Origin of the sequence: Pseudomonas sp. 10B238 (genome assembly GCF_000970615.1) — a bacterium.
GTDB lineage: Bacteria > Pseudomonadota > Gammaproteobacteria > Pseudomonadales > Pseudomonadaceae > Stutzerimonas.
This window is the reverse complement of sequence record NZ_KQ033933.1, coordinates 219,377-245,288: the sequence shown is the minus strand read 5'-3', so window position 1 is coordinate 245,288 and position 25,912 is coordinate 219,377. Positions and strand designations below refer to the sequence as shown.

Sequence of the window (25,912 nt, the reverse complement as noted above, 5' to 3'; positions counted from 1 at the left end):
TGAAGTCTGCCGTTATGTCGTGGCGCATCATTCTCGTTCTCGGGTCGTTCTGGCTGGCCTCGCCCGCGTCGGCCCTGACCATCTACAAATACACTGACGCCAACGGCGTGGTCACTTACAGCGACCAGGCTGCACCAGGCGCGAGGTTATTCACCTTCAGCGATCGCATGGTCGAGAAACTCGACAACCAGGTAAAGCTGGAAACCCGCAAGCATGCCGCGGGCGAGACGCTGCTGGTTCGCAACGATCTGTTTGCGCCCGTGGATATTGAGCTCAAGCTGACCGGCGTACAGAATGCCGTCGGCGCCCCGGATAAACCGATCCGTTGGGTACTGCCGCCGCGTAGCCAGATCCGATTGGCAACACTCGCGCCGCTCGACCCATCAAAGCCGCTCAAGTACACACCCAAGCTACGTCACGCGTTGGGTGATCCGCGTCTGCTGCCCAAACCCTACCGGTATCCGTTGCCGTGGCGTGGCGGCCCGTTCCGCCTGACTCAGGGCGCCAACGGCAAGTACAGTCACTTCACGCCTAAAGGTCGCTACGCCGCCGATATCGCCATGCCTGAAGGCACGCCCATCGTGGCGGCGCGCGGCGGCATGGTGGTAAAAATCGAGAACGCGCAGAGTGGCCGGGGCAACAACCCAGCCGGCAATTTCGTCCGGGTCCTGCACGATGACGGCACCATGGGCGTTTACTTGCACCTGATGAAGGGCTCGGTGAGCGTACGCGAAGGCCAGCACATCGAAGCCGGCAGCTTGCTGGCCCGCTCCGGAAACACTGGCAACAGCACCGGCCCGCATTTGCATTTCGTGGTCCAGCGCAACGTCGGTTTGGCCGTCGAATCGATTCCCTTCGATTTCGCCCAGCCGGTCAACAGCCTGCCCAATTTTGCGGTTGGTGGGGACTAAGGGCCGCTGCAAGCCCTAGCCCATCAACTGAAAGCAAAACGCTCGACGCCACCGCTCTTTGCCGCATGACGGCTCCATGCGGGCTTATTCCTGCTTCAGTACCTTGGCCAGAACGATCTTCGGTCCGCGCATCTTCTTGACCACGATCTGTAGATCATCCACCAGCAGCTCTTCGTTTTCTTCCGGCACTCGTTTTAGCGTCTCGTAGATCAGTCCCGCCAGCGTGTCGGCCTCGATATGATCCAGGTCGATGCCAAGCAGGCGCTCGAGTTTGAACAGTGGCGTGTCTCCCCGTACCAGCAGCTTGCCTGGCTGATAGGCAAGAATGCCGCGCTCGGTTTTGCGGTGCTCGTCCTGAATGTCACCCACCAGCACTTCCAGCACATCCTCCATGGTCAGGAAGCCCACCACCTTGTGGTCGCCTTCTTCAACCAGCACGAAATGCGCACCACCTTGGCGGAACTGGTCCAGCAGCACGTTCAGCGGCAGATAGCGCGGCACCCGCTCCAGCGGCCGCAGTATGTCGCTGAGTACGAAATGCTCAGCCAGCTGCTCGTCGCCTGCGATCGCCAGTAGCAGATCCTTGATATGCAACAGGCCAATGTAGTCGCCCTGCTCGCTGTCATAGACCGGGTAGCGGCTGTACTTGTGGCGCCGAATGAGGTCGAGGATGTCGGCCAGCGAAGCGTTGTGTTCCAGTTGCAGCAAGTCCTCACGGGAGTTGGCCCAGTCGGCCACTTCCAGTTCGCTCATTTCGACCGCCGAGGCGAGCACCCTAATGTCCTGGTTGGCCGGATCCAGCGCCCGGTTCGAATGCAGGATCAGCTTGAGCTCGTCGCGGCTGTAGTGGTGTTCGTGGTGGCTCCCCGGCTCGCCCTGGCCGGCCACCCGCAAAATGGCGTTGGCACTGGCATTGAGCAGGTAGATCGCTGGATACATCGCCCAGTAGAACAGGTAGAGCGGCGCCGCCGTCCACAGCGACAGCAGCTCGGGTTTACGAATCGCCCAGGATTTGGGGGCCAGCTCGCCGATGACGATGTGCAGGTAGGAAATGATGAAAAAAGCCGTGAAAAAGGCGATGCCATGTACAACTGCCTGGGATTGCACGCCTGCGGCGGCCAGTACCGGCTCCAGCAGGTGGGCAAAGGCCGGCTCACCGACCCAGCCGAGGCCTAGCGATGCCAGGGTGATACCCAACTGACAAGCCGACAGGTAGGCGTCCAGCTGGCTGTGTACCTTGCGCAGGATGTGCCCGCGCCAGCCGTGCTGCTTGGCGATCGCCTCGACCTTGGTGGAGCGCAGCTTGACCATGGCGAACTCGGCCGCCACAAAGAAGCCGTTGAGCAAGACCAGGAAAAGTGCAAACAGAATCATGCCGAAATCGGCGAAGTAGGATGAAGCGGCGTAACTAGCGGGGGAAGGGTCCATTAGGGTGTCGGGTAGTCAAAGACGGCCCAAGGATGGGGCCGGCTCGGGGTTATTTCAAGGAGCCGTTGAGGCGTCAGCTGCCGGGTGGTTGCACAGCGGTCACGGCACCGTGGCCTGGGTCAGTGGGAAATGGCAGGTGAATGTGCTGCCTTTGCCGGGCGTGCTGTTGATATCCAGACGGCCCTGATGCCGCAGCAATACGTGCTTGACGATGGCGAGGCCGAGGCCGGTGCCGCCGGTACTGCTCGCGCGGCTGGAGTCGACCCGGTAGAAGCGTTCGGTCAGACGCGGCAGGTGCTTGGGTTCGATGCCGATCCCTGAGTCCTGCACGGCCAGGTGTGCACCATTTTCGTTGCACCACCAGCGGATATGCACCTCGCCATTGTCCGGCGTGTATTTCACCGCATTGAATACCAGATTAGAGAACGCGCTGCGCAGCTCACTCTCGCTGCCCTTGAGCAGCAGGGTAGGGTCCGCTTCCAGGGTGATCTGGTGGTTGCGCTCGGCCGACAGCGCCAAGGCGTCGCTCTTGATGGACTGCAGCAGTTTGGCGATGGCCACCGGCTGGGTATTGGTCGGCGGGTTGGTCGCTTCGAGCTTGGCCAGTAGCAGCAGATCGTTGAGTAGGAGCTGCATGCGGCCGGCCTGCTGGCTCATCTGGTTCAACGCCCGAGGCCAGCGCGGAGGCATTTCGTCGGTATGTTCGAGCATCGTTTCCAGGTAGCCGGCAATCACCGTTAACGGCGTGCGCAGCTCGTGGGACACATTGGCAACGAAGTCCTTGCGCATCTGCTCCAGCAGATGCAGGCGGGTGATGTCGCGTACCACCATCAGATGCTCGCTGTTGCCGTAGCGGGTAATGGTGATCTGCAGCCAGAGGCGGTCGTTGACTGGCGACGACAGCTCCAGCGGTTCCTCGTGACGACCTTTGTCGAAATATTCTTTGAAGCTCGGATGACGCACCAGGTTGGTCACCGGATGGCCGGTATCGTGCGGTTTCTTCAGACCCAGCAAGCGCTCCGCGGCAGGGTTCCACCATTCAAGATTGGCATCGCTGTCGAGCATGATCACCGCATCTCGAAGCGCGGTGGTCGAGCCTTGCACCCGGTCGATCACCGATTGCAGCTGGGCTCGTAGACGCAGATCGCGGCGCTGGAGCTGGTACAGGTTGTCGAAAATTTCTCCCCAGATGCCATGACTGTCCGGCGGAGGCTGATCGGTTTGATCGCTCTTCAGCCACAGCAACAGGCGCCGGATCTGGCGCAGCGTCCAGCCCAGGTAACCGGTAAGGCCAATCACCAGTGCCCAGGCATATTCGCCCGTGACCAGGCCCACCAGCAGGCATCCAGCCAGTATCAACAGCAGGCGGCGCGCCAGAGCGCCTTGCCAGTCTTGATTCACCGCTAACGCTCCTTGAGGCAGCTTGAGGCCGGCCGGAAATCATCTACAACGCCAGCTCATGCTCGGCGGTTGCGGCTTGTTCAGCTCTTGGTGGAAAAACGGTAACCAGTGCCACGCACGGTTTGCACCAGGTTTTCATAGGTTTCGCCCAGTGCTTTGCGCAGGCGGCGGATATGGACATCCACCGTGCGCTCCTCGACATACACATTGCCGCCCCAGACCTGATCGAGCAACTGCCCACGGGTGTAGGCACGCTCCTGATGGGTCATGAAGAACTGCAGCAAGCGGTATTCGGTCGGGCCCATGTCTGCGGGTGTGCCGTCGATAGTCACCCGGTGGCTGATGGGGTCGAGCAGCAGACCGCCGATCTCGATCGGTGTTTCGTTGTCGCTGGTGCCGGCGCGGCGCAGCACAGCCTTGAGGCGCGCCACCAGTTCACGAGGCGAGAAGGGTTTGGTGATGTAGTCATCGGCGCCCACTTCCAGGCCCTGGATCTTGTTGTCCTCGGCGTCCTTGGCGGTGAGCATGATGATCGGTGTGTTGGCTGTCATCTCGTCGCGCTTGAGGCGCCGAGCCAGCTCGATGCCGGATGTGCCGGGCAGCATCCAGTCGAGTAGGATCAGATCCGGTTGGCGATCGATGATCAGCGCATGGGCCTGCTGGACGTTTTCCGCTTCAAGGCATTCGTAGCCGGCCATCTCCAGCGCCACCACGATCATTTCCCGAATCGGCGCTTCGTCATCGACGATCAGTATGCATTTACCGTTCATGTCCGCTCTCGGTCCGTTTTATTGTCGCTCGGCATTAGATAACGGAAATGTTGCAGCCATGTGACAGGAGTTGGCGCCTCTGCCCCAGAACGAATGCCGCCCAACCCCGTCTAGCAAGCGTCTCGAAGCTGCTGGGTTCGGTCATGCTGCGTGCTGGGGCGCACTAGCCCGCTCTTGTAGCGTAGTCGAGCATGATCCCCGCAAGAATCGCCAGCCCTGCCCAGTGGTTATGCAAAAAGGCCTGGAAGCACACCTGTGGCTTGCGCGAGCGGGTTTTCCAGAACTCCCAGGCAAAGCAGGCCGCGGCGATGGTCAGCCCAAGATGAAACCACTGCCCGAGTTCGAAGCGCACGCCAGCGAGAATCAGGCAGAACAGGGCGAGGCCCTGTAGCGTGGCGATGATGACCCGATCAGCCTCGCCAAATAGGATCGCCGTGGATTTGATGCCTATCTTTAAGTCGTCCTCGCGGTCGGCCATGGCGTAATAGGTGTCGTAGCCGACCGTCCACAGCACATTGGCGATGAACAGTAGCCAGGCTTCGGGGGGCAGTTCGCCTCGCTCGGCGGTAAAGGCCATCAGCATGCCCCAGGAGAACGCCGCGCCGAGCACAACCTGCGGGTAGTAGGTGTAGCGCTTCATGAAGGGGTAGAGCGATGCGACACCGAGCGCGCCAAACGATAGCCAGACCGTGGCCGCGTTGGTCAGCAGGACGAGGCCGAAGCTCAGTGCGACAAGGACGGCAAAGAGGATCCAGGCCTCCTTCGAGGTGACCCTGCCCGTCGCCAGTGGACGGCCCTTGGTACGGCTGACGTGCCCGTCCAGGTTGCGGTCGGCGAAATCATTGATCACGCAGCCGGCCGCACGCATGAGGATCACGCCGAGCACAAAGATTGCGACGTTTTTCACGCTGGGCGACCCCTCGCCAGCGATCCACAGCGCCCAGAGCGTCGGCCACAGCAATAGATAGGTGCCAATCGGGCGATCCAGGCGCATCAGCTGGATAAAGTCCCAGGCGCGCGGATGAAGGCGATTGCTCGATTGCAGAAGCTTTTGATACATCGGCGGGGCTCCGGTCGGTGAGCGGCGGTTACGGGCAGTCTGTGCCGCGTTCAGGTGGTGATCCGTGCGGCCTGCCACAGTGCTGGCAGAAACACTTCGGTCACCAGCACGCGCAGCTTGTCCTGGCTGAAACAGGAACGGCGCGCCCACAGCTGCGATTGGCGAACATCCTGCGGCAACCAGGCGGCGGGGTAGCGTCGGGCTTGCAGTGGGCCGCGGCTGAACGCCGGGTCGCTGAACAGCAGTTCGCCGAGCGAGCGGCTACCCAGGTGTGGCAGATCCAGTCCGGACTGTTCCAGGGCCTGGCGGGCGGCGACACTGCGGGCGAATACCCAGGGCTCATGGTGGCCACGTAGATAGACTTCGCGAACCCAGCCTTCACTCCCTTCAGCTACGTCCAGCGCGGCGCATTCGTCAGCGCGCATGACCTGCCAGCCTTCATTCAGGGGCTCGACGCTGAACGCGCCGTCGGCCAGCTCGGTCAGGCGACGGGTGAGCGACCCCTTGTCGAGGTAAAGCCAGTCGTGCAGATCAGGTGCGGGTGGGGCGCAAAGGCGGTCGGCAGGCAGCCAGGCTTGAGAATCGGGCACGGGCGGTAACAGGTAGCGGAAAGAGGCGGCCAGTCTAGCATGGGGGCTCTTAGCGGGCTTAAAGGCGTAGGGTTTGCCTTGGGCACCAAGACCGTTTAGCACTGCGACGTGAGCGCTCGAGGTTGAACGCCTTCTCGACCGAAGCGTCGGGGTCTGAGGGCATGTTGTACGGGAGGGAGCGAGCCCCGCCATGCGACTCTTTGGCGCTGGCGGGGCTTGGTGCGAACCGAGTCCTAGGACGGGGTTAGCTTTGCTGGAACAGGCTCCGCAGGATCTGCGCAAGCTCGGATATGTTTTTATGAACGGCGGGATTGAACTGCTCGCCAAGGGCGTAGGTGCGCCATTCCGCCTCGGCCATATCATTCAGGCGGTCCAGCTCCTTCTCCAGGGTATCCAGGCGCTGCTGTGCCTGCTGCAGGTTCTGCTTGTTGACGTTCATACCGTCCATGTCCTGCAGTGCCTGAACCAAGTCCTCGACAGTTTCCTGCAGGTCATCGACCTGATTCACGACGTCGGCGCTGTCGATTTCCTGCATCTTCTGGCTTGACGCGCCGCTGAGCATCTTCGCCACTTCGTCCAAGTTGCTGGCCAGCTCGTTGACCTGTTTGGTCACGCCAACCTTGTAATCTTCGTCGCGGATCCAGGTAATCCAATCATCGTCAGTGCGTTCGGCTTTCTCGTCCAGCCGGTGCTCCATCTGTTGGTTAAGCTGTTGTTCCATTTTTGCCAGCTGACCATCGCTCTGCTGCCAGTTGGTGATGCCCATGGATACCCCGGACTGGCGCAGCGATCCGATCAAATCGGCAACGTTCTCGCGAACATCGTCAACGGCATCAACGACGTTATGGCCAACTCGAATGGAGGTGCCTGCCTGCTGAGTCTGCATGCCCTTTTGCGTCTCTTGGGCGGCGGCGGGCAGCGCTAGGCTGGCGGCCATCAGGGCGGTGGCGAGTGCTAGTGGCTTCTTGTTCAATGCGTTCATCGTTCATTCCTCACAGGTAATAGTTGGGGTTTTGCTGAGCAATCACGGTTTATCCGTCAGGCGTCTGATCGCTGCGGCTGGCGAGACGGGGGTGATTGTTTCGCACGGGTCCTCCTTAGTAAGGGCGCTATCGAGCCCGGTGCTTCCAGGGGCTATCACTCGGTGTCGACGTCTACGTTCGGAAGTGGCACAGATCGTTCTTTGATACCCACATCGACGTCAGCGTCTTTAACGTCGTACTCAGGCATGTTGCCGCCCTGCACATCTACGTCGGGCAACCGACCGGATTCTTCCTTCTCGATGGTGCAACCACCTACTCCGAGCATGAGCGCAAGCAGGCTGCTGCCGAGTGCAAATTTGGCTGATCTGTTCATGCAACATTCCTCCGAATGACTGGCTAAGGACGCGGAATTGCCGAAGCGGCAGCGCATATGCGCAACCTGTGACGGTTCGTCCGCGCTTAATAAAGTCGACAGGGAGCGTCTTTCACAGTTCAGCAATCAGTCGGAGCCAGCCACGACTGGCGGGCGCGCTGGACTACAGGGCGGACAGCCTTTAGGGGCGGCGCAGGGATTCATGCAAGGGAGGGATGGGCAGAGTCAGCGGATATTCCCTAGCGTCAACATCGTGCTTTGAGGGCTCAATTGTGTCTGCCGGGGTGGGCGTCAGCCCCAGCCTTCCAGTCGCATGGTCGCCCGCACCAGACGCTGCTCCTCTTGTTCGATCTCCTTGAGGTTGTCGCGAATGCCGTGGATATGGTCTCTCGCGGCGCGCTGGGCCTGATCCGGCAGGCGCTCGGTAATGGCGTGAAATAGCCGCGAGTGCTGCCGGTCGATCTGCCGCTTCTGCATCGGTCGGTGATAGAGGTTGTTCACCGAGGCGAACACGGTGGAGAGCATCAGATCGGTCAGCGACTGCAGCGTATGCACCAGCACCGGGTTGTGCGACGCCTCGCTGACGGCCAGGTGAAAGGCGTGGTCGAGGCGTGCATGCTCGCGCGGGTCGGCTTCTTCCGTGGTGTGCGCGGCGAGCATTTCCTCGTAGCGGCGGCGCAGCAGGATGAAGTCGGCATCAGTGCCGCGCAGTGCGGCCAGCCGGGCCGATTCGCCTTCGAGCAAGGCGCGGACCTCAAGTAGGTCGTATAGGGTGCGCGGCTGGGAGTTGAACAGGTGCATCAGTGGGCTCGCGTCCTGCTCACCGGACAGCTTTGCCACATGGGAGCCTCGCCCTTGGGCGGTCTCGATGATCCCGCGGCTGCGCAGCACCCGCAGCCCTTCGCGAAGTGCCGAGCGCGAAATGCCCAGCTTTTCGCACAGGCGCCGTTCCGATGGTAGCGCCTGCCCAACCTTGAGCACGCCGTCGACGATCAGGCGCTCTATACGCTCGGCTACTACGTCCGACAGCTGGCGGCGATCCTGGGAGTTTTCAGTCAGCATAGTGGGCTCCGTTACTGGTAGGACCAGTTTGGCCGGATCTTACATCAATCTCGAATCGCTCCGCTAAAGGCCCGTATATCCGGTGCTTGTGGCCATTCCCGCTGAAAGGCTAATGAAAGAAACTGGTAGGACCAGTGGTTTTTAGTGTGGACGGCAGGAAGGTGTCGGGCTAATGATGCGTCAAACCACCGCAGCTGGCCGTGCGCGCGGTGAACAATGAGAGCACCGACTGCCATGAATATCCTCTACGACGAACGCGTCGATGGTGAGCTGCCCAAGGTCGACAAAGCGGCATTGCTTGCCGAGCTCAAGGCGCAATTGCCCGACATGGACATTCTCCATCGCGGCGAAGACCTCAAGCCTTACGAGTGCGATGGCCTTTCCGCTTACCGCACCACGCCGATGCTGGTGGTGCTGCCCGAGCGCATCGAGCAGGTCGAAACCCTACTGAAAATCGCTCATAAGCGCGGCGTGCCGGTTGTGGCGCGAGGCGCGGGAACCGGGTTGTCGGGCGGTGCGTTGCCGCTGGAGCAGGGCATCCTTCTGGTCATGGCGCGCTTCAACAAGATTCTCGAAGTCGACCCGGCCGGTCGCTTCGCTCGCGTCCAGCCCGGCGTGCGCAATCTGGCGATTTCCCAAGCGGCGGCGCCCTATGACCTTTATTACGCCCCGGATCCCTCGTCACAGATCGCCTGCTCCATCGGCGGCAACGTCGCCGAGAACGCCGGTGGTGTGCACTGCCTGAAATACGGGCTGACGGTGCATAACCTGCTCAAGGTCGAGATCCTCACCGTCGAGGGCGAGCGCATGGTACTGGGTTCCGACGCGCTGGATTCGCCAGGTTTCGACCTGCTGGCGCTGTTTACCGGTTCCGAGGGCATGCTCGGCATCGTCACCGAGGTCACGGTCAAGCTGCTGCCCAAGCCGCAGGTGGCCAAGGTGCTGCTGGCGGCATTCGATTCGGTGGAAAAAGCCGGCCGCGCGGTGGGCGATATCATCGCGGCCGGCATCATCCCCGGTGGCTTGGAGATGATGGACAATCTGTCGATTCGCGCCGCCGAAGACTTCATCCATGCCGGTTACCCGGTTGACGCCGAGGCGATTTTGCTCTGCGAGCTGGATGGTGTCGAAGCCGACGTCCATGATGACTGCGCCCGTGTGGGCGAGGTGCTCAAGCTAGCCGGCGCCACCGAAGTGCGGCTGGCCAAGGACGAGGCCGAGCGGGTCAAGTTCTGGGCCGGACGCAAGAACGCCTTCCCGGCGGTCGGACGGATTTCGCCAGACTACTACTGCATGGACGGCACCATCCCGCGCCGCGAGCTGCCGGGTGTACTCAAGGGCATCAGTGATCTTTCCGACGAATACGGCCTGCGTGTGGCCAACGTGTTCCACGCCGGCGACGGCAATATGCACCCGCTGATCCTGTTCGATGCCAACACCGAAGGCGAGCTGGAGCGCGCCGAGGCGCTGGGTGGCAAGATTCTCGAGCTGTGCGTCAAGGTGGGTGGCTCGATCACCGGCGAGCATGGCGTCGGGCGCGAGAAGATCAACCAGATGTGCGCCCAGTTCAACGCCGACGAGCTGACCCTGTTCCATGCGGTTAAAGCTGCGTTCGACCCCAGCGGCCTGCTCAACCCCGGTAAAAACATCCCGACACTGCATCGCTGCGCCGAATTCGGCGGCATGCACGTCCATGGCGGGCAGTTGCCCTTCCCTGAACTGGAGCGCTTCTGATGACGGTTTCCTTCGACGACAGCCAACAGCTGCTGGAACAGGTCAACCAGGCGTTGGCCAGCAATATCCCGCTGCGCATTCAGGGCGGCGGCAGCAAGGCGTTTCTCGGCCGCGAGGTCCAGGGCACGCTGCTCGACACCCGCGCCCATCGCGGCATCGTCACCTATGACCCTACCGAGCTGGTGGTCAGCGTTCGCGCCGGCACCCCGTTGGCGGAGCTGGAAGCCGCGCTCGACGAGGCCAACCAGATGCTGCCGTGCGAACCGCCGCATCTTGGCGAAGGGGCCACAGTTGGCGGGATGATCGCCGCTGGCCTGTCCGGTCCGCGCCGGCCCTGGTCCGGCTCTGTGCGCGACTTTGTGCTCGGCACACGCGTAATTACTGGCCTCGGTAAACACTTGCGTTTCGGCGGCGAAGTGATGAAGAACGTCGCCGGCTATGACCTGTCACGGCTGATGGCCGGCAGCTTCGGCTGTCTTGGCGTGATCACTGAAGTCTCGCTGAAAGTGCTGCCCAAGCCGCGCCTGTGTCGCAGCCTGCGGGTCGAGATTCCGGTCGACCGTGCACTGCTCAAGCTCGCCGAGTGGGGACAGCAACCGGTGCCGATCACGGCGGCGAGCCATGACGGACAGGCGCTGCATCTGCGTCTCGAAGGCGGCGAAGGCTCGGTTAACGCCGCTTGCGACCGTATCGGTGGCGAGACGCTGGACGTTGGCTACTGGAATGAACTGCGCGAACAGCGCCTGGGCTTCTTCGGTGATGCCCGTCCGCTGTGGCGTCTGTCGCTGCCTACCGATACCCCGGTGCTGGCGCTACCCGGCGAGCAGCTGATTGACTGGGCCGGCGCCCAGCGCTGGCTCAAATCCGATGCCGATGCGCAAACCATTCGCGCCATCGTCAGTGAAGTCGGGGGTCATGCGATCTGCTTTACCGCTGGCGCGACCACCAGCCCGTTTCAGCCATTGGCTGAGCCGCTGCTGCGTTACCACCGCCAGCTCAAGACGGCGCTCGACCCGCAGGGGATTTTCAATCCCGGCCGCATGTATTCCGAGGTCTGATATGCAAACGAATCTGAGCGAAGCCGCGAAGAAGCTGCCACGGGCGGAGGAGGCCGAAAGCATCCTCCGATCATGCGTGCACTGTGGCTTCTGCAACGCCACGTGCCCGACCTACCAGTTGCTTGGCGATGAGCTGGACGGCCCGCGTGGGCGCATCTATCTGATGAAGCAGATGTTCGAAGGCGGCGAAGTTACCGAGGCCACCCAGACCCACCTGGACCGCTGCCTGACCTGCCGTAACTGCGAAACCACCTGCCCGTCCGGCGTGCAGTACCACAATCTGCTGGATATCGGCCGCGACTTCATGGAACAGCAGGTGCCGCGCTCGGCCGGTGAACGCCTGCTACGCACCGGCCTGCGCACCGTGATTCCGCGCCCGGGTCTGTTCAAGGCGCTGCTGGGTGCCGGTAACACGCTGCGTCCGTTGATGCCGGCGACGCTCAAGGCGCACCTGCCACGTCAGGTTACCCCCGCCAAGCCGCGGCCCCAGGTGTTGCATGCACGCCGCGTGCTGATCCTTGAAGGCTGCGTGCAGCCGAGCCTGTCGCCGAACACCAATGCCGCCACGGCGCGCGTGCTTGATCGCCTTGGCATCAGCGTGACGACAGCGCGTGAAGCCGGCTGCTGCGGGGCCGTGGACTATCACCTGAACGCCCAGGAAGCCGGCCTCGACCGTGCTCGCCGCAATATCGACGCCTGGTGGCCCGCCATCGAAGGCGGCGCCGAAGCCATCGTTCAGACCGCCAGTGGTTGCGGTGCCTTCATCAAGGACTATGGTCATCTGCTGCGAGGCGATCCGGCTTACGCGACCAAGGCCGCGCGGGTCAGCGAGCTGGCCAAGGATCTGGTGGAAGTGATGCGCAGCGCTGAGCTGGAACGGCTCAAGGTCGAGACCGACAAGCGCATGGCCTTTCATTGCCCTTGCACCCTGCAGCACGCACAGAAACTCGGCGGCGCGGTCGAAGACGTGCTCACCCGGCTCGGCTTCCATCTCACCGCGGTACCGGATGCGCATCTGTGCTGCGGTTCTGCAGGCAGCTATTCGATCACCCAGCCGGAGATCTCTCATCAGCTGCGCGACAACAAGCTCAACGCACTGGAAAGCGGCAAGCCGGAAGTCATCGTCACCGCCAACATCGGCTGCCAGACGCACCTCGACGGCGCCGGGCGGACACCGGTGCGGCACTGGATCGAAATCGTCGAGGAGGCGATGGGGTGACAACGTCGAAGGCTAGATTGAAATCGCCGAAGTCGAAGTAGGGCGGGCTTCAGCCCACCAATAGCTGATCACATGCCGCCCGGTGGGCTGAAGCGGAACGTTGCCCGGCCCACCCTACCGGTCAACTTGGCAGCTCTGGCCGCGGCCCAAACGAACAACCGAATCTGAAGACAGGAGAAACAATGAAAACCAAAGCCATGCTGACCCAGACCGAAGTGACCGCCATTTTGGCCGCCGCGCGCAGCGAAGCGCAGAACAACGGCTGGGCCGTGACCATTGTGGTTGCCGACGACGGCGGCCATCCGTTGGCGCTGGAACGTCTGGACGGCTGTGCGCCGATCGCCTCCTACATCGCCACTGAGAAAGCGCGCAGCGCCGCGGTGGGTCGTCGCGAAACCAAGGGCTACGAGGACATGGTCAACGGCGGTCGCAATGCCTTCCTGTCTGCGCCGGTGGTGTGCTCGCTGGAAGGTGGCGTGCCGGTGATCGTCGATGGGCAGGTGATCGGTTCGGTCGGCGTCTCCGGCGTGACCGCTGCTCAAGATGCACAGGTCGCCAAGGCTGGCGTTGCCGCTGTCGCCAACTGATTCGGATAGGAGAACAACATGACCGAGCGTGTAACCCTGGGCCGTCTGCAAGTCGCGGCCAACCTGCAACGCTTCATCGAAGACGAAGTTCTGCCGGGCACCGGCGTCGAGGCGGCTGCTTTCTGGAGTGGTTTCGACCAGCTGGTGCATGACCTGGCGCCGAAGAACCGTGCCCTGCTTGCTGAGCGCGACCGCCTGCAAGTCGAGCTTGACAACTGGCACCGCAGCCATCCCGGCCCGATCAGCGACATGCCGGCCTACCGCAGCTTCCTCGAGTCCATCGGCTACCTGCAGCCCGAGCCGGGCGAGGTGAAGATCAGCACCAGCAACGTCGACAGCGAAATCGCCACCCAGGCCGGCCCGCAGTTGGTGGTGCCGATCGGCAATGCGCGCTATGCACTGAACGCCGCCAACGCCCGCTGGGGCTCGCTGTATGACGCGCTCTACGGCACCGACGCCATCAGCGAAGAGAACGGCGCGCAGAAAGGCCCCGGCTACAACGAAGTACGTGGCGCCAAGGTCATCGCGTTCGCACGTAACTTCCTCGATCAGGCCGCGCCGCTGGCCGAAGGCAGCCATGCGGATTCGGTCAGCTACCGTGTGCAGGATGGCGAGCTCAAGGTCACCCTGGAAAACGGCAGTGTCACCCGGCTGAAGCAACCTGAGAAGTTCGTTGGCTTCCAGGGCGAAGCAATCGAGCCGACTGCGATTCTGCTGAAGAACAACGGCCTGCACGTCGAAATCCAGATCGATCCGAACAGCCCCATCGGCCAGACCGATGCCGCTGGGGTTAAGGATCTGCTGCTGGAAGCCGCCGTCACCACCATCATGGATTGCGAAGACTCAACCGCCGCGGTCGATGCCGACGACAAGGTACTGGTCTACCGCAACTGGCTGGGCCTGATGAAGGGCGATCTGGTCGAAGATATGGAGAAGGGCGGCAAGCGCATCACCCGCCGCCTGAACGAAGATCGCGAGTACACCGCCGCTGATGGCTCCAACCTGAAGCTGCATGGCCGCTCGCTGCTGTTCATCCGTAACGTCGGTCACCTGATGACCAACCCGGCGATCATCGATGGTGAAGGCCACGAGATCCCCGAAGGCATCATGGACGGTGTGGTCACTAGCCTGATCGCCAAGCATGACCAGCAGCGCAAGGGCAACTCGCGCACCGGCTCGATGTACATCGTCAAGCCGAAGATGCACGGCCCTGCCGAGGTCGCCTTCACCGATGAGCTGTTCGGTCGCGTCGAAGACCTGATCGGCCTGCCGCGCCATACGCTGAAGGTCGGCATCATGGACGAGGAGCGCCGCACCAGCGTCAACCTCAAGGCCTGCATTGGCGCCGCGAAGAACCGTGTGGCCTTCATTAACACCGGCTTCCTTGATCGCACTGGCGACGAGATGCACACCATCATGGAAGCCGGCGCCGTGCTGCGTAAGGGCGACATGAAGAGCACCGCCTGGATCCAGGCCTACGAGCGCAACAACGTGCTGGTCGGTCTGAACTGCGGGCTGCGTGGCAAGGCGCAGATCGGCAAGGGCATGTGGGCCATGCCGGACCTGATGGCCGCCATGCTCGAGCAGAAGATCGGTCATCCCAAGGCTGGTGCCAACACCGCCTGGGTGCCGTCGCCGACGGGTGCGACGCTGCATGCGCTGCACTACCACCAGGTCGATGTGCAGGCCGTTCAGGCTGAGCTGGAAAAGGTCGATCTCGCCGCCGAGCGCGACAAGCTGACCAACGATTTGCTGACCATCCCGGTCGCGCCGGAGCGCAACTGGTCCGCCGACGAGATCCAGCAGGAACTGGACAACAACTGCCAGGGCATCCTCGGCTACGTGGTGCGTTGGGTCGAGCAGGGCGTTGGTTGCTCCAAGGTGCCGGACATCCATGATGTCGGCCTGATGGAAGACCGCGCCACGCTGCGTATCTCCAGCCAGCACCTGGCCAACTGGCTGCATCACGGTGTGGTCGATGAAGCGCAGGTGCGCGAGACCCTGGAACGCATGGCCAAGGTGGTCGATCAGCAGAACGCCGGCGATCCGGCCTATCGCCCGATGGCTGCCGACTATGCGGGTTCGGCGGCCTTCCAGGCGGCCTGTGACCTCGTGTTCAAGGGTCGCGAGCAGCCCAGCGGTTATACCGAGCCGCTGCTGCATGCCTGGCGTCAGCGCTTCAAGCAGCAGGTCGGTTGAGCGGCATCAGCAAGACAGTCGGCGGTCAGCATGAGCTGATCGCCGACGCGATTTGATGAGCCCCGGGCGCTTCCAGCGTCCGGGGCTTTCGAGCAAGAGGGGCGGGCTAACATGACTTGCTAGTCAGCTTCTCGGACTGAGGTGATTCTTCATTTCAGCCATGCGTGGGACCGGGCTTTCCCGGATGTAAGCGGTTCACAACAAAAAACAAGGAACCCAACAATGAGTCAGACACTGCTGTCCATACTGGCCTTCGTGCCGCTGGTGCTGGCGGGGGTACTGCTGATCGGCTTTCGCTGGCCGGCCAAGTACGCAATGCCGCTGGTTTTCGTGCTCACTGCGTTGATCGGGCTGCTGGCCTGGGACATGACCTTCAACCGGGTCCTGGCTTCCACGCTGCAAGGCTTGATTCTCACCGCCGCGATCCTCTGGATCATCTTTGGCGCCATCCTTCTCCTGAACACGCTTAAACACTCCGGGGGTATCGCGTCGATTCGTCGGGGCTTCGCCAACGTGAGCCCGGACAAGCGCGTCCAGGTGTTGATCGTGGCCTGGCTGTTCGGCTGCTTCATTGAGGGCGCCTCGGGCTTCGGTACTCCAGCAGCGGTCGCTGCGCCGCTACTCGTCGCACTGGGCTTTCCGGCGCTGACGGCGGTGGTGCTGGGGATGATGGTGCAATCCACACCAGTGTCCTTCGGTGCGGTGGGTACGCCAATTCTGGTGGGTGTCGCAGGTGGTCTGGACCAGGCCACGCTCGGCGGTCAGCTGGCAACCGTGGGCAGCAACTGGGAAGTGTTCTTCCAGCTGATCTACTCCCGCGTGGCGATCATCCATGCGCTGTGCGGCATCCTCATGCCGCTGATCATGATTTGCATCATGACGCGCTTCTTCGGTCGTAATCGTTCCTGGAGCGAAGGTCTGGCAATGGCGCCGTTTGCCATTTTCACCGGTCTTGCGTTCGTGATTCCGTACGCTGCGGCGGGCGTGTTCCTCGGTCCGGAATTCCCGTCGATGATCGGCGCTCTGGTCGGCCTGGCCATTGTGGTTCCGGCGGCGAAGGCGGGCTTCCTGCTGCCCAAGACCAGCTGGGATTTCGCCCCGGCCAGCGAGTGGCCGGTTGAGTGGATGGGCAAGATCGAGATGAAGATCGAAGACGTCGCCGGACGCACACCGATCTCCGTGCCGATGGCCTGGGCGCCTTACCTGCTGTTGGCGATCTTCCTGGTGATGTCGCGGATCTTCCCGGACCTCAAGGCGGCGCTGATGTCGGTGAGCTTCGGTTGGCGGGACATCCTCGGTGAAACCGGTGTGTCCGGCACGCTGGAGCCGCTGTATCTGCCAGGCGGGATTCTCTGCATGGTAGTGCTGGTGACCTTCTTCCTGCATCGGATGAAAGCCGCTCAGCTGGGCGCTGCCATCGCCGAATCGAGCAAGACGCTGCTGGGCGCTGGCTTCGTGCTGATCTTCACCATTCCGATGGTGCGGATCTTGATCAACTCCGGTGTCAACGGTTCGGATCTGGTCTCCATGCCAGTGGCCATGGCACAACTGGTGGCCAACAGCGTAGGCGGGGTCTACCCGTTCTTCTCGCCTGCGGTTGGCGCACTGGGTGCTTTCATTGCCGGCTCCAACACCGTGTCGAATCTGATGCTGTCGCAGTTCCAGTACAACACTGCTGGGCTGCTGGGTATCTCTGGCGCATTGATGGTAGCGCTGCAATCAGTGGGCGCCGCGGCTGGCAACATGATCGCCATCCACAACGTCGTCGCGGCGTCGGCCACGGTCGGCCTGCTGGGACGAGAGGGCATCACGCTGCGCAAGACCATGCTGCCGACGCTGTACTACCTCGTACTGGCTGGCACCATCGGCCTGATCGGCTTCTATGTGATGGGTATCAGCGATCCGCTAGTGGGCATCGCGACCGCTAGTTAACAGCTGCGTGCGTGAACCCGGACGGGCGGCCTAGGCCGCCCGTTTTGTTTTGCCCTGAAATCTTTCGCAGGTACGGGGTCTATCACCGAGGCGCCAGGGTTTGGCGCTCATCGCGTTCTGGTATAGCGTGCAGCGCAACCGAGACTGATCGAGGTGAATGATGAAAAAGTGGCAATGCGTGGTGTGTGGGCTCATCTATGACGAAGCCGAGGGCTGGCCGGACGACGGCATCGCGCCAGGCACCGCCTGGGAAGACGTGCCCGAGGACTGGCTGTGCCCTGACTGTGGCGTCGGCAAGATGGACTTTGAAATGATCGCGATCGGCTGATATGAACGACTCGAACCCAAACGCACCGCTGGTCATCATTGGCACCGGACTGGCGGGCTACAACCTCGCCCGGGAATTCCGCAAGCTGGACAGTGAAACGCCGCTGTTGCTGATTACCGCTGACGACGGCCGCTCCTATTCCAAGCCCATGCTCTCGACCGGCTTCGCCATGAACAAGGATGCCGATGCGCTCGGCATGACGGTGGCCGGCCCGATGGCCATTCAGCTCAACGCCGAAATTCGCACCCATACTCGAGTGACGCGCCTCGATCCGGCCAACCGTCGCGTTTGGATCGGCAACGAGCCCGTTCCCTACCGCGATCTGGTGGTCGCCTGGGGGGCGCAGACCATTCAGGTGCCGGTCGACGGCGATGCGCAGGAGGCCATCTTCCCGATCAACGATCTGCTCGATTACGGGCGCTTCCGCGAGGCCGCACACGGTAAGCGGCGCGTGTTGATCCTCGGGGCCGGGTTGATCGGCTGCGAATTTGCAAATGACTTGCTGCAAGGCGGCTATGAGGTCGATCTGGTCGCGCCGTGCGAGCAGCTCATGCCGTCACTGCTACCGCCCGAACCCGCGGCGGCGGTCCGCCGAGGGCTTGAGTCGCTGGGTGCGCGGTTTCACCTGGGACCGGTGCTCGAGCGGCTGGAACGTGACGGTGACGCCCTCCAGGCGCAGCTGTCAGACGGCCAGCGCCTGGGGTGCGATCTGGTGGTCAGCGCGGTGGGATTGCGTCCGCGTATCGAGCTGGCCGAGGCGGCAGGCTTGAAGGTCAATCGCGGCATTGAAGTGGACCGACTGCTGCAGACCTCGATCGAGCATGTGTATGCATTGGGCGACTGTGCTGAGGTCGACGGGCTCAACCTGCTCTATGTGATGCCGTTGATGAGCGGCGTCCGTGCGCTGGCCAGAACGCTCATTGGCCAACCGACGCCGGTCACCTACGGGCCGATGCCTATCACTGTGAAAACACCGGTATGCCCCCTGGTGGTGTCCCCGCCAGCTGCTGGTAGCCACGGCAGCTGGAACGTTGAAGGCGAGGGCAACAACCTCAAGGCAACCTTCCGTGGACCTGACGGCAAGCTGCTCGGCTACGCACTCACCGGAACGGCTGTGCAAGAGCGCCTGGCGCTGAACAAGCAACTGCCACCGGTGTTGGCGGAACTGCCTCAGGTTCTGTCGTTAAAGTCTTCGTAATGATTCGGCAAAGCGCTGGCGAGGACTGGCGCGAGTGCTAGCAGCGTGCCATGCTCCCAGAGGCCGCTGCCGCAGCCTAGAGCTGTTGCAGCGTTTCGGACGCTGTTCGGAGAACAGCGGATCACAACAACAAGAAAGTCTTAGAGGCTACCTATGCGCAAACCGGAACTCGCAGCCGCTATCGCCGACAAGGCCGATCTCACCAAGGATCAGGCCAATCGTGTACTCAACGCCGTACTGGATGAAATTACCAGCGCACTCAACCGTAAGGACAGCGTGACCCTAGTGGGTTTCGGCACCTTCGTACAACGTCACCGCGGGGCCCGTACGGGCAAGAATCCGCAGACGGGCGAACCCGTCACCATCAAGGCCAGCAACACCGTGGCTTTCAAGCCGGGAAAGATGCTGAAAGACGCGATCAATTAAAATCGCGCCGCCCGGGGCCGCCCAGGCTCCGGGTCAGCCTGACTGAGCAGTCCACTCCAGACCCTTCTGTTCTCCTGCTTTCGCCGCTCAGACCAGCCGCTACAATGCCGCTTTTCCTGCCAACGGTCGGCCAATCATGAAATTTCGCTTTCTTCTCTGGATGCTGGGTCGCCTGATGACCAAGGCCAGCCGCAACAACCCCGATTTCCAGAAGCAACTCGGCGACAAAGACCTGACCTTCCAGCTGCACACGCTGGACGGCAAGGTAGCTCGGCATTACAGAGTCAAGGATCAGCGCGTCACCAGTCACGGCGGTCCCGCCACCGATCCGGCCTTTGCCATCGGCTTCAAGGACAGCGCCTACGGCTTCGCCACCATGAACGCGAAGAACAAGCAGCTCGCTTTCATGCAAGGCATCCAGAACAAAGACATCCAGATCCAGGGCAACCCCGCGCTAGTGATGTGGTTTCAGGGGCTGACCAAGTATCTCAAGCCTCGGAAGAAGAAGCCGGAAGCGGCTTGATTCGTTAGGTTGTCGCTGCGACATGCTCAGGAATGTTTGGGTGCTTTACCAACTTCCGTATGGGATGCCGTATTTGATGATGTAGCGACGGGTTTTATCGTTGATTGTGTAAGCGTAACGCCCGTTGGTCTTGCCCTGCGACGGACCCATTGGCTCCACTTCAGCTTCCGTACGAGCAACCTTGACTGGGTAACCACAGCTGTCTACAACCCAGACTTGGACGGTCCCTCCTGGGGCCAAGCCAAAGTACATCGAAGCCATATAGCGTGCTGTTCGTGTAGGTGTATCAGGGCAGCGGCGTTGCACGGAGGCAAGCATGAGTTCCCGAGCCTGCTCTGGGATATCCACCCATGCGCGATAGGTTTGCGGCTCGACTATCGACTGCCAGCGAACATATATACGTTTCGGCAGATCCGCCCCCACGACGCCCCGGGTATTGCTGCCCACTCCACCCACCCAGCCTTTAGCTGTTTCGGTTGCGTAGCCTGGGTTTCCGTTACCAATAACCCCGCCGCCGCCATGATCAATCAGCCGTCCATCGATGTCCTGAACGACGCTGGACTCTACCCAACCGGTCATATAATTCGGTCCGATAAACTCAAGGCTCCACCAGCGCGCTTTGGGGTCCTTCATGGCTGAAAGGGGGTCGTGAGCCTGACAACCGCATAGAACAAGTACGGCCAACAGCGAGAAGAATGGCTTGGTCACAGTAGAGTCCAGTCAGGTACATGTGGATGTCGACGCCGGATTCCGTCAGGGCTTGGCGCGTTGATGTAGACAAGCTTCATGCCACCGGCCGAGCGAGTCTTAACTGGGTGGTTCCAGTGGGCCGAGACGTGTATATAACGCTGCTTTAACAATTCCTCCTCGGCGGAGGTGGTGCTGTAGTCGCCCGTAGCGAAACGGTTGACGAGCGGTTCGAGTTCCGCAGGGAGTAAGTACTGCGGTTCCGCAGGAATGTCATCCATAGGCGCTCCCGCTTTCTTCGCTAGCATATACATGACGCGTAAATAGACGCCTGAAAGCTCCCCTCTGACTCGCCGTGTCAGCTGCAGTCCGGCGTACACGCGTGTTTGCCTTGGTGCCAGTCGATCGGCTGGGTCGACAGGTACCAGCTGAGGGTCAGGCGTGACAACTTCAAGCATGGACGGAGGCCAGCCTTCAGTGACCAACCGCCGTTTGGCTTGCTCAGCGTCCCGGTAAATGGAGGTCGTCTTCACGTCGACGCCCTTGGCTACCACCAGTGCCTGCATCGGCGTGACCAAGACACATTCTTCTACTTCGCTCAGATACCCTCCGCCGATATCAGAGTGAGCGCCAGGCAGAGTGATTTCGGTATGGTCTGGCTTCACTGTACTCAGGGGGAAGTTCGCGCGCACCTCGTCACGGGCCACCAGTTGGACGACGTTACTGAAATACTTTCGCGGCAGATGAAGATTGAGTCCCGGGGTGATCGAGCTTCTGATATTTCCCAGGTTTGCTAGCCCTCCGACAGAAGCAACGGTGTCAAAGAGCCCGATGAATCGAACATCAATACCGCGTTGGTAGCGGGCCACGAAAGATGAGCAGAACGCTTTTGGGTTGTCATGCAGGGCTGCCCTTAGGGGCCCTTGGTCACCTCGTACCACTTCGTTGGCAAAATGTCGCGCAGCGGCGGCGCCACGGCTAAAGCCGAAACAGTCAAACGTCACTGAGTTGATTTCACAGTCTGGGTTCTGTTTAAACACGTCGTCGATCACGTCTTTGATTCGACTAAACGCTTCTTGCACCTTGCTTGAGACTCCGCTCGCCCCTCGGCCAGCTCCGGCACCCACAAAACGGTCTTCTTGTCCGGCTTCGGTGCCGACACCATCCACATACAACCTACTTGACAGACGTTTATACGGGCCGGTCCCTTCAGGTATTGGCGGAGCGGAGTAAAGCTCGCTGAGCTTTTTGATATTCGTTATGTCATTCCCATAACTGCTATCCGGTTTGGCCATATAGGGCTTACAGCTGGCGTCCAGGTCTTCTTTCTGGATGGGGTGCTGCGCGCCGCAGGCCAGGCCGAGTGCGGTGTTGGTGGCGTTGTTGCCTGTGCCGTCGAAGAACACGCCGATGCGTAGAGCCAGCTTGATCTTCTCGGCAGGCTTGACGGGTTCCCTGGCGTGGCGTTCGTATTCGGACCAGCGCTCTGCGTGTATATCGACCGGTTCGACGTTGCGCAGCTCGGCTTCGCGCTTGGCTTGAGGAATGTTGGGGACGTAACCGCTCATGCTTCTACCTTCCCTGGCAAGTGAGGCTGGATGATCTGGGTTGACACGCCGTTGAGCTACATCCTGTTGGTCACGGCGCGGGCGTCAGTAGGAACCACCGTTAGGGATGATTCAAGCAGCCGGTTCACAAAGCGCACGGCCGGCCTGGTGGTTTCGGGGTGGCAATGGCATTTCAGTGCGATGCAATCGGACCCTGCTGCGCCAGCCATGCGCGGGCTTCGTCGAGCAGCCAGTCACGAAAGGCGTTCAAGGCCGCCGACTCCACGCGACGCTCCGGGATCATCAGGTGGTAGGCCTGGCTCTCGCGCCGGAACGAGTGTGGGTGCGCAATCACCAGGCGTCCCTCGGCCAGTTCGCGCTGGATCAGGAACGGCGGTATCAGCGCCACGCCCATCTGATGCTCGGCGGCCTGGGCCAGCATCGAGAACAGCTCCAGGCGGGGGCCAGTCATATCCCGGGCGACTTTCATGCCCAGCGAATCGAACCACTGGCGCCAGGCATAGGGGCGTGTGGTCTGTTGCAGCAATGGCATCTCGCCAATGGTCTGTGGCGCCAGCGCATTCGCACCGTCCAGCAGGGCCGGGCTGCACACTGGCACCGACTGCTCCGGCATCAGGGAATAGGCGACCGTACCGGACCAGTCGCCGTCGCCGAAGTAGATCGCCGCATCGAATTCGGTATCGGCGAATAGGAAGGGGCGGGTGCGGTTGGTCAGATTCACGGTAATTTCCGGATGCAACGCCTGAAACTGCCGCAGCCGTGGCAGCAGCCATTGCGTGCCAAAGGTCGGCACCAGCGCCAGCTCGATGGTCTGCGCGCCTTGCTGGCCCATTACCGAAAGCGTATCGCGCTCCACCGCATCGAGCTGCGTGGCGACCCGCCGTGCATAGGACTGCCCGGCCTCAGTCAGTTTCACGCCGCGGCGGGAACGGCGGAACAGCTCCAGCCCGAGGAATTCTTCCAGCCCGCCGATCTGCCGGCAGATCGCACTCTGGGTCAGGGCCAGCTCTTCGGCAGCACGGGTAAAGCTCTGGTGGCGCGCGGCCGCTTCGAAGGCGACAAGCGCGGCTGTGCTGGGAATCTTGCGGCGCATTATGCGGCTGCCTCACTAATAAGCGGGTATTCAGTACATTTAGCATAGCCTGGAGTGAGTAAATCGCACAGATCATTGCGAATTACTCGTTTGCCGGCTGGCGCCACAGCTTCTAGGATCAATGCATCCGAATGCTGCACCGGGCGCTGAGTCCGGTTCACCGTCTACGACAAGAGGACCACCCATGGCCGGCAAAGCAAGCTTCAACTGGATCGACCCACTGCTGCTCGATCTGCAGCTCACCGATGAAGAGCGCATGGTGCGCGACAGCGCTCAGCAGTTCGCCGCCGACAAGCTGGCGCCACGGGTGCTTGAAGCCTTCCGTCACGAGCGCACCGATGCGGCAATCTTCCGTGAAATGGGCGACACCGGCTTGCTCGGCGCGACCATTCCTGAAGCGTACGGTGGCAGTGGTTTGAGCTACGTGTGCTACGGCCTGATCGCTCGTGAGGTCGAGCGCATCGATTCCGGTTACCGCTCGATGATGAGCGTGCAGTCGTCGCTGGTGATGGTGCCGATCAACGAGTTCGGCAACGAGGAAACCAAGCAGAAATATCTGCCCAAACTGGCCAGCGGCGAATACATCGGCTGCTTCGGCCTGACCGAGCCGAACCACGGCTCCGACCCGGGCTCGATGGTCACCCGAGCGAAGAAGGTCGACGGCGGCTATCGCCTGTCCGGCGCCAAGATGTGGATCACCAACAGCCCGATCGCCGACGTCTTCGTGGTTTGGGCCAAGGATGATGAAGGTGCCATTCGCGGCTTCGTACTGGAGAAGGGTTGGGAAGGCCTGAGCGCCCCGGCGATTCATGGCAAGGTCGGTCTGCGCGCCTCGATCACCGGTGAGATCGTCATGGACAACGTGTTCTGCCCGGAAGAGAACGCTTTCCCGGACGTTCGTGGCCTGCGCGGCCCGTTCACCTGCCTGGATTCGGCCCGTTACGGCATCAGCTGGGGCGCACTGGGCGCCGCCGAGTTCTGCTGGCATACCGCCCGTCAGTACACCCTGGACCGCCAGCAGTTCGGTCGCCCGCTGGCTGCCAATCAGCTGATCCAGAAGAAGCTGGCCGACATGCAGACCGAGATCACCCTGGCGCTGCAAGGCTGCCTGCGCCTCGGTCGGATGAAGGACGAGGGCACCGCGGCAGTGGAGATCACCTCGATCATGAAGCGTAACAGCTGTGGCAAAGCGCTCGACGTCGCACGCCTGGCCCGCGACATGTTGGGTGGCAACGGTATCAGCGATGAATTCGGCGTGGCCCGGCATCTGGTCAACCTCGAGGTGGTCAACACCTACGAAGGCACCCATGACGTGCACGCGCTGATTCTGGGCCGCGCGCAGACCGGCATTCAGGCGTTCTTCTAAGCGGTGACCGTAGGGTGGATGGCGCTACCTCATCCACCTTCGGCTACGCCGACAACTTCAGCTCCGCTTGGTGGATGGGTAACGCGTCAGCTACGCGCCCCGATCCACCCTACGTTTTCCTCGCACAGCTGCAGGCTCATTTCCCGCGGCGGCGATAATCTCTTGAGGCTTCATTCATGCCCGGCGCCCTTTCCCATATCCGCGTCCTCGACCTATCGCGTGTGCTCGCTGGCCCGTGGAGCGGGCAGATTCTTGGTGATCTTGGCGCCGAGGTGATCAAGGTCGAGCGGCCTGGTACTGGAGATGACACCCGTCATTGGGGCCCGCCCTACCTGAAAGATCAGGAGGGCGAGAATACTTCGGAAGCGGCGTATTACCTGTCTGCCAACCGCAACAAGCAATCTCTGACCCTGGATTTCACCCAGCCCGAGGGTCAGCGGATTATCCGTGAGTTGGTATCGCGGTGTGATGTGCTGCTGGAGAACTTCAAGGTGGGCGGTTTGGCGGCCTACGGACTCGATTACGAAAGCCTCAAAGCAATCAACCCCAAGCTCATCTATTGCTCGATCACCGGTTTCGGCAGCGATGGTCCCTATGCCCAGCGTGCCGGCTATGACTTCATGATCCAGGGCCTGGGCGGCCTGATGAGCCTGACCGGTCGCGCCGAGGACGAAGAGGGCGCCGGTCCGGTCAAGGTCGGCGTGGCGCTGACGGATATTCTCACCGGTCTTTACGCCACGGTTGGCGTGCTTGCTGCGCTCAATCATCGCGAGCAGAGCGGAATTGGCCAGCATGTCGAACTGGCGCTGCTGGACGTACAGGTGGCCTGTCTGGCTAACCAGGCGATGAACTACTTGACCACGGGTGTCGCGCCCAAGCGCATGGGCAATGCCCATCCCAACATTGTGCCGTATCAGGATTTCCCAACCGCCGACGGCGACATCATCCTCACCATCGGTAACGACGGCCAGTTCCGCAAGTTTGCCGAGGTGGCCGGGCACCCAGAATGGGCCGACGATCCACGCTTCGCCAGCAACAAGGCACGCGTGGCGCATCGCAAGGAGCTGGTGCCACTGATCCGCCAGGTCACGGTGTTCCGCACGACGGCCGAATGGGTCGCGGTACTTGAGCAGGCTGGCGTGCCCTGCGGGCCGATTAACGACCTGGCCCAGGTGTTTGCCGATCCGCAGGTGCAGGCGCGCGGATTGCGTGTCGAGATGCCGCATCCATTGGCCGGTACCGTACCCCAGGTAGCCAGCCCGATTCGATTGTCCGAGTCGCCGGTGGAATACCGCAAGGCCCCGCCGCTGCTTGGCGAACACAGCGAAGCCTTGTTACAGCGCTTGCTAGGCTTCGCTCCCGAGCAGATCGACACGCTGCGTCGTGCCGGGGTGATCTGACACCATGACAACCTGA

24 protein-coding genes are annotated in these 25,912 nt (G+C 61.7%); 13 read left to right on the top strand and 11 right to left on the bottom strand.

Annotated elements, in window-relative coordinates; all coding sequences use genetic code 11:
- Positions 1-14: 14 nt before the first annotated feature.
- Positions 15-911, top strand: a complete 897-nt coding sequence (locus RT21_RS12700) for a peptidoglycan DD-metalloendopeptidase family protein (RefSeq protein WP_046163000.1) — start codon at positions 15-17, stop codon at positions 909-911.
- Positions 912-995: 84 nt separating this feature from the next.
- On the opposite strand, the gene RT21_RS12695 is transcribed toward RT21_RS12700, so the two are convergent.
- The 8 genes from RT21_RS12695 to glcC all read right to left on the bottom strand — a co-directional run bounded on the left by RT21_RS12695 (position 996) and on the right by glcC (position 8,578).
- Positions 996-2,339: a hemolysin family protein gene (locus RT21_RS12695; protein WP_046162999.1), complete on the bottom strand. Its 1,344-nt coding sequence runs from the start codon at positions 2,337-2,339 to the stop codon at positions 996-998.
- Positions 2,340-2,438: 99 nt separating this feature from the next.
- A complete protein-coding gene (phoR, locus tag RT21_RS12690; RefSeq protein ID WP_046162998.1) occupies positions 2,439-3,740 on the bottom strand; it encodes a phosphate regulon sensor histidine kinase PhoR in 1,302 nt (433 codons plus the stop codon).
- Positions 3,741-3,820: 80 nt separating this feature from the next.
- A complete protein-coding gene (gene phoB / locus RT21_RS12685; RefSeq protein ID WP_046162997.1) occupies positions 3,821-4,510 on the bottom strand; it encodes a phosphate regulon transcriptional regulator PhoB in 690 nt (229 codons plus the stop codon).
- Positions 4,511-4,673: 163 nt separating this feature from the next.
- Positions 4,674-5,570: a 4-hydroxybenzoate octaprenyltransferase gene (gene ubiA, locus RT21_RS12680; protein ID WP_045431212.1), complete on the bottom strand. Its 897-nt coding sequence runs from the start codon at positions 5,568-5,570 to the stop codon at positions 4,674-4,676.
- A 50-nt stretch (positions 5,571-5,620) separates the two neighbouring features.
- Entirely contained in the window at positions 5,621-6,160 is a 540-nt protein-coding gene (locus RT21_RS12675) for a chorismate--pyruvate lyase family protein (RefSeq protein ID WP_082082158.1), read from the bottom strand.
- 244 nt (positions 6,161-6,404) lie between these two features.
- Positions 6,405-7,142, bottom strand: a complete 738-nt coding sequence (locus RT21_RS12670) for a hypothetical protein (RefSeq protein ID WP_046162996.1) — start codon at positions 7,140-7,142, stop codon at positions 6,405-6,407.
- A 155-nt stretch (positions 7,143-7,297) separates the two neighbouring features.
- A complete protein-coding gene (locus RT21_RS12665) occupies positions 7,298-7,516 on the bottom strand; it encodes a hypothetical protein (protein WP_045431207.1) in 219 nt (72 codons plus the stop codon).
- A 291-nt stretch (positions 7,517-7,807) separates the two neighbouring features.
- The gene (gene glcC / locus RT21_RS12660) at positions 7,808-8,578 is read right to left on the bottom strand and encodes a transcriptional regulator GlcC (protein WP_046162995.1); all 771 of its coding nucleotides are present in this window, start codon (positions 8,576-8,578) and stop codon (positions 7,808-7,810) included.
- Positions 8,579-8,812: 234 nt separating this feature from the next.
- Here glcC and glcD point away from each other — a divergent pair, with 234 nt between their 5' ends.
- The 10 genes from glcD to RT21_RS12610 all read left to right on the top strand — a co-directional run bounded on the left by glcD (position 8,813) and on the right by RT21_RS12610 (position 19,782).
- Entirely contained in the window at positions 8,813-10,312 is a 1,500-nt protein-coding gene (gene glcD, locus RT21_RS12655) for a glycolate oxidase subunit GlcD (protein WP_046162994.1), read from the top strand.
- Entirely contained in the window at positions 10,312-11,370 is a 1,059-nt protein-coding gene (glcE, locus tag RT21_RS12650; protein WP_046162993.1) for a glycolate oxidase subunit GlcE, read from the top strand. The genes glcD and glcE overlap by 1 nt, the downstream gene beginning before the upstream one ends.
- Position 11,371: 1 nt before the next feature.
- A complete protein-coding gene (gene glcF, locus RT21_RS12645; RefSeq protein WP_046162992.1) occupies positions 11,372-12,589 on the top strand; it encodes a glycolate oxidase subunit GlcF in 1,218 nt (405 codons plus the stop codon).
- A gap of 182 nt (positions 12,590-12,771) precedes the next feature.
- On the top strand, positions 12,772-13,176 hold the full coding sequence (locus tag RT21_RS12640) for a heme-binding protein (protein WP_045160358.1): 405 nt from the start codon (positions 12,772-12,774) through the stop codon (positions 13,174-13,176).
- 18 nt (positions 13,177-13,194) lie between these two features.
- Positions 13,195-15,375 carry a malate synthase G gene (locus RT21_RS12635; protein WP_046162991.1) on the top strand — a complete coding sequence of 727 codons (2,181 nt, stop codon included), beginning with the start codon at positions 13,195-13,197 and terminating at the stop codon, positions 15,373-15,375.
- Positions 15,376-15,597: 222 nt separating this feature from the next.
- Positions 15,598-17,307: an L-lactate permease gene (locus RT21_RS12630; protein WP_046162990.1), complete on the top strand. Its 1,710-nt coding sequence runs from the start codon at positions 15,598-15,600 to the stop codon at positions 17,305-17,307.
- A gap of 160 nt (positions 17,308-17,467) precedes the next feature.
- A complete protein-coding gene (locus RT21_RS12625) occupies positions 17,468-17,635 on the top strand; it encodes a rubredoxin (protein WP_046162989.1) in 168 nt (55 codons plus the stop codon).
- Position 17,636: 1 nt separating this feature from the next.
- Complete coding sequence (locus RT21_RS12620; protein WP_046162988.1) at positions 17,637-18,833, top strand: NAD(P)/FAD-dependent oxidoreductase; 1,197 nt, start codon at positions 17,637-17,639, stop codon at positions 18,831-18,833.
- 153 nt (positions 18,834-18,986) lie between these two features.
- A complete protein-coding gene (locus RT21_RS12615) occupies positions 18,987-19,259 on the top strand; it encodes an HU family DNA-binding protein (protein WP_045431184.1) in 273 nt (90 codons plus the stop codon).
- Between the two features lie 136 nt (positions 19,260-19,395).
- Positions 19,396-19,782: a hypothetical protein gene (locus RT21_RS12610; RefSeq protein ID WP_046162987.1), complete on the top strand. Its 387-nt coding sequence runs from the start codon at positions 19,396-19,398 to the stop codon at positions 19,780-19,782.
- Positions 19,783-19,827: 45 nt separating this feature from the next.
- Here the strand turns inward: RT21_RS12610 and RT21_RS12605 are convergent, their stop codons facing one another.
- The 3 genes from RT21_RS12605 to RT21_RS12595 all read right to left on the bottom strand — a co-directional run bounded on the left by RT21_RS12605 (position 19,828) and on the right by RT21_RS12595 (position 23,130).
- Positions 19,828-20,490: a DUF2931 family protein gene (locus RT21_RS12605; protein ID WP_046162986.1), complete on the bottom strand. Its 663-nt coding sequence runs from the start codon at positions 20,488-20,490 to the stop codon at positions 19,828-19,830.
- On the bottom strand, positions 20,487-22,037 hold the full coding sequence (locus RT21_RS12600; protein WP_046162985.1) for a T6SS phospholipase effector Tle1-like catalytic domain-containing protein: 1,551 nt from the start codon (positions 22,035-22,037) through the stop codon (positions 20,487-20,489). Before RT21_RS12600 ends, RT21_RS12605 begins: the two co-directional genes overlap by 4 nt.
- Before the next feature lie 172 nt (positions 22,038-22,209).
- Entirely contained in the window at positions 22,210-23,130 is a 921-nt protein-coding gene (locus RT21_RS12595; protein WP_046162984.1) for a LysR family transcriptional regulator, read from the bottom strand.
- Positions 23,131-23,314: 184 nt separating this feature from the next.
- Between RT21_RS12595 and RT21_RS12590 the strand changes: the two genes are divergently transcribed.
- Positions 23,315-24,496, top strand: coding sequence for an acyl-CoA dehydrogenase (locus RT21_RS12590; RefSeq protein ID WP_046162983.1), 1,182 nt, complete (start codon positions 23,315-23,317; stop codon positions 24,494-24,496).
- 176 nt (positions 24,497-24,672) lie between these two features.
- Positions 24,673-25,896, top strand: a complete 1,224-nt coding sequence (locus RT21_RS12585) for a CaiB/BaiF CoA transferase family protein (protein ID WP_046162982.1) — start codon at positions 24,673-24,675, stop codon at positions 25,894-25,896.
- Positions 25,897-25,912 lie beyond the last annotated feature (16 nt).

Excerpts from the sequence above, each read along its gene's own strand:
- RT21_RS12585 (WP_046162982.1), top strand. The coding sequence starts at position 24,673 with ATGCCCGGCGCCCTTTCCCATATCCGCGTCCTCGACCTATCGCGTGTG.
- glcD (WP_046162994.1), top strand. The coding sequence starts at position 8,813 with ATGAATATCCTCTACGACGAACGCGTCGATGGTGAGCTGCCCAAGGTC.
- RT21_RS12620 (WP_046162988.1), top strand. The coding sequence starts at position 17,637 with ATGAACGACTCGAACCCAAACGCACCGCTGGTCATCATTGGCACCGGA.
- RT21_RS12635 (WP_046162991.1), top strand. The coding sequence starts at position 13,195 with ATGACCGAGCGTGTAACCCTGGGCCGTCTGCAAGTCGCGGCCAACCTG.
- glcC (WP_046162995.1), bottom strand. The coding sequence starts at position 8,578 with ATGCTGACTGAAAACTCCCAGGATCGCCGCCAGCTGTCGGACGTAGTA.
- RT21_RS12615 (WP_045431184.1), top strand. The coding sequence starts at position 18,987 with ATGCGCAAACCGGAACTCGCAGCCGCTATCGCCGACAAGGCCGATCTC.
- RT21_RS12670 (WP_046162996.1), bottom strand. The coding sequence starts at position 7,142 with ATGAACGCATTGAACAAGAAGCCACTAGCACTCGCCACCGCCCTGATG.
- glcE (WP_046162993.1), top strand. The coding sequence starts at position 10,312 with ATGACGGTTTCCTTCGACGACAGCCAACAGCTGCTGGAACAGGTCAAC.
- RT21_RS12595 (WP_046162984.1), bottom strand. The coding sequence starts at position 23,130 with ATGCGCCGCAAGATTCCCAGCACAGCCGCGCTTGTCGCCTTCGAAGCG.
- RT21_RS12640 (WP_045160358.1), top strand. The coding sequence starts at position 12,772 with ATGAAAACCAAAGCCATGCTGACCCAGACCGAAGTGACCGCCATTTTG.
- RT21_RS12700 (WP_046163000.1), top strand. The coding sequence starts at position 15 with ATGTCGTGGCGCATCATTCTCGTTCTCGGGTCGTTCTGGCTGGCCTCG.
- ubiA (WP_045431212.1), bottom strand. The coding sequence starts at position 5,570 with ATGTATCAAAAGCTTCTGCAATCGAGCAATCGCCTTCATCCGCGCGCC.
- RT21_RS12610 (WP_046162987.1), top strand. The coding sequence starts at position 19,396 with ATGAAATTTCGCTTTCTTCTCTGGATGCTGGGTCGCCTGATGACCAAG.
- RT21_RS12625 (WP_046162989.1), top strand. The coding sequence starts at position 17,468 with ATGAAAAAGTGGCAATGCGTGGTGTGTGGGCTCATCTATGACGAAGCC.
- RT21_RS12630 (WP_046162990.1), top strand. The coding sequence starts at position 15,598 with ATGAGTCAGACACTGCTGTCCATACTGGCCTTCGTGCCGCTGGTGCTG.
- RT21_RS12695 (WP_046162999.1), bottom strand. The coding sequence starts at position 2,339 with ATGGACCCTTCCCCCGCTAGTTACGCCGCTTCATCCTACTTCGCCGAT.
- RT21_RS12590 (WP_046162983.1), top strand. The coding sequence starts at position 23,315 with ATGGCCGGCAAAGCAAGCTTCAACTGGATCGACCCACTGCTGCTCGAT.
- RT21_RS12600 (WP_046162985.1), bottom strand. The coding sequence starts at position 22,037 with ATGAGCGGTTACGTCCCCAACATTCCTCAAGCCAAGCGCGAAGCCGAG.
- RT21_RS12665 (WP_045431207.1), bottom strand. The coding sequence starts at position 7,516 with ATGAACAGATCAGCCAAATTTGCACTCGGCAGCAGCCTGCTTGCGCTC.
- phoB (WP_046162997.1), bottom strand. The coding sequence starts at position 4,510 with ATGAACGGTAAATGCATACTGATCGTCGATGACGAAGCGCCGATTCGG.
- glcF (WP_046162992.1), top strand. The coding sequence starts at position 11,372 with ATGCAAACGAATCTGAGCGAAGCCGCGAAGAAGCTGCCACGGGCGGAG.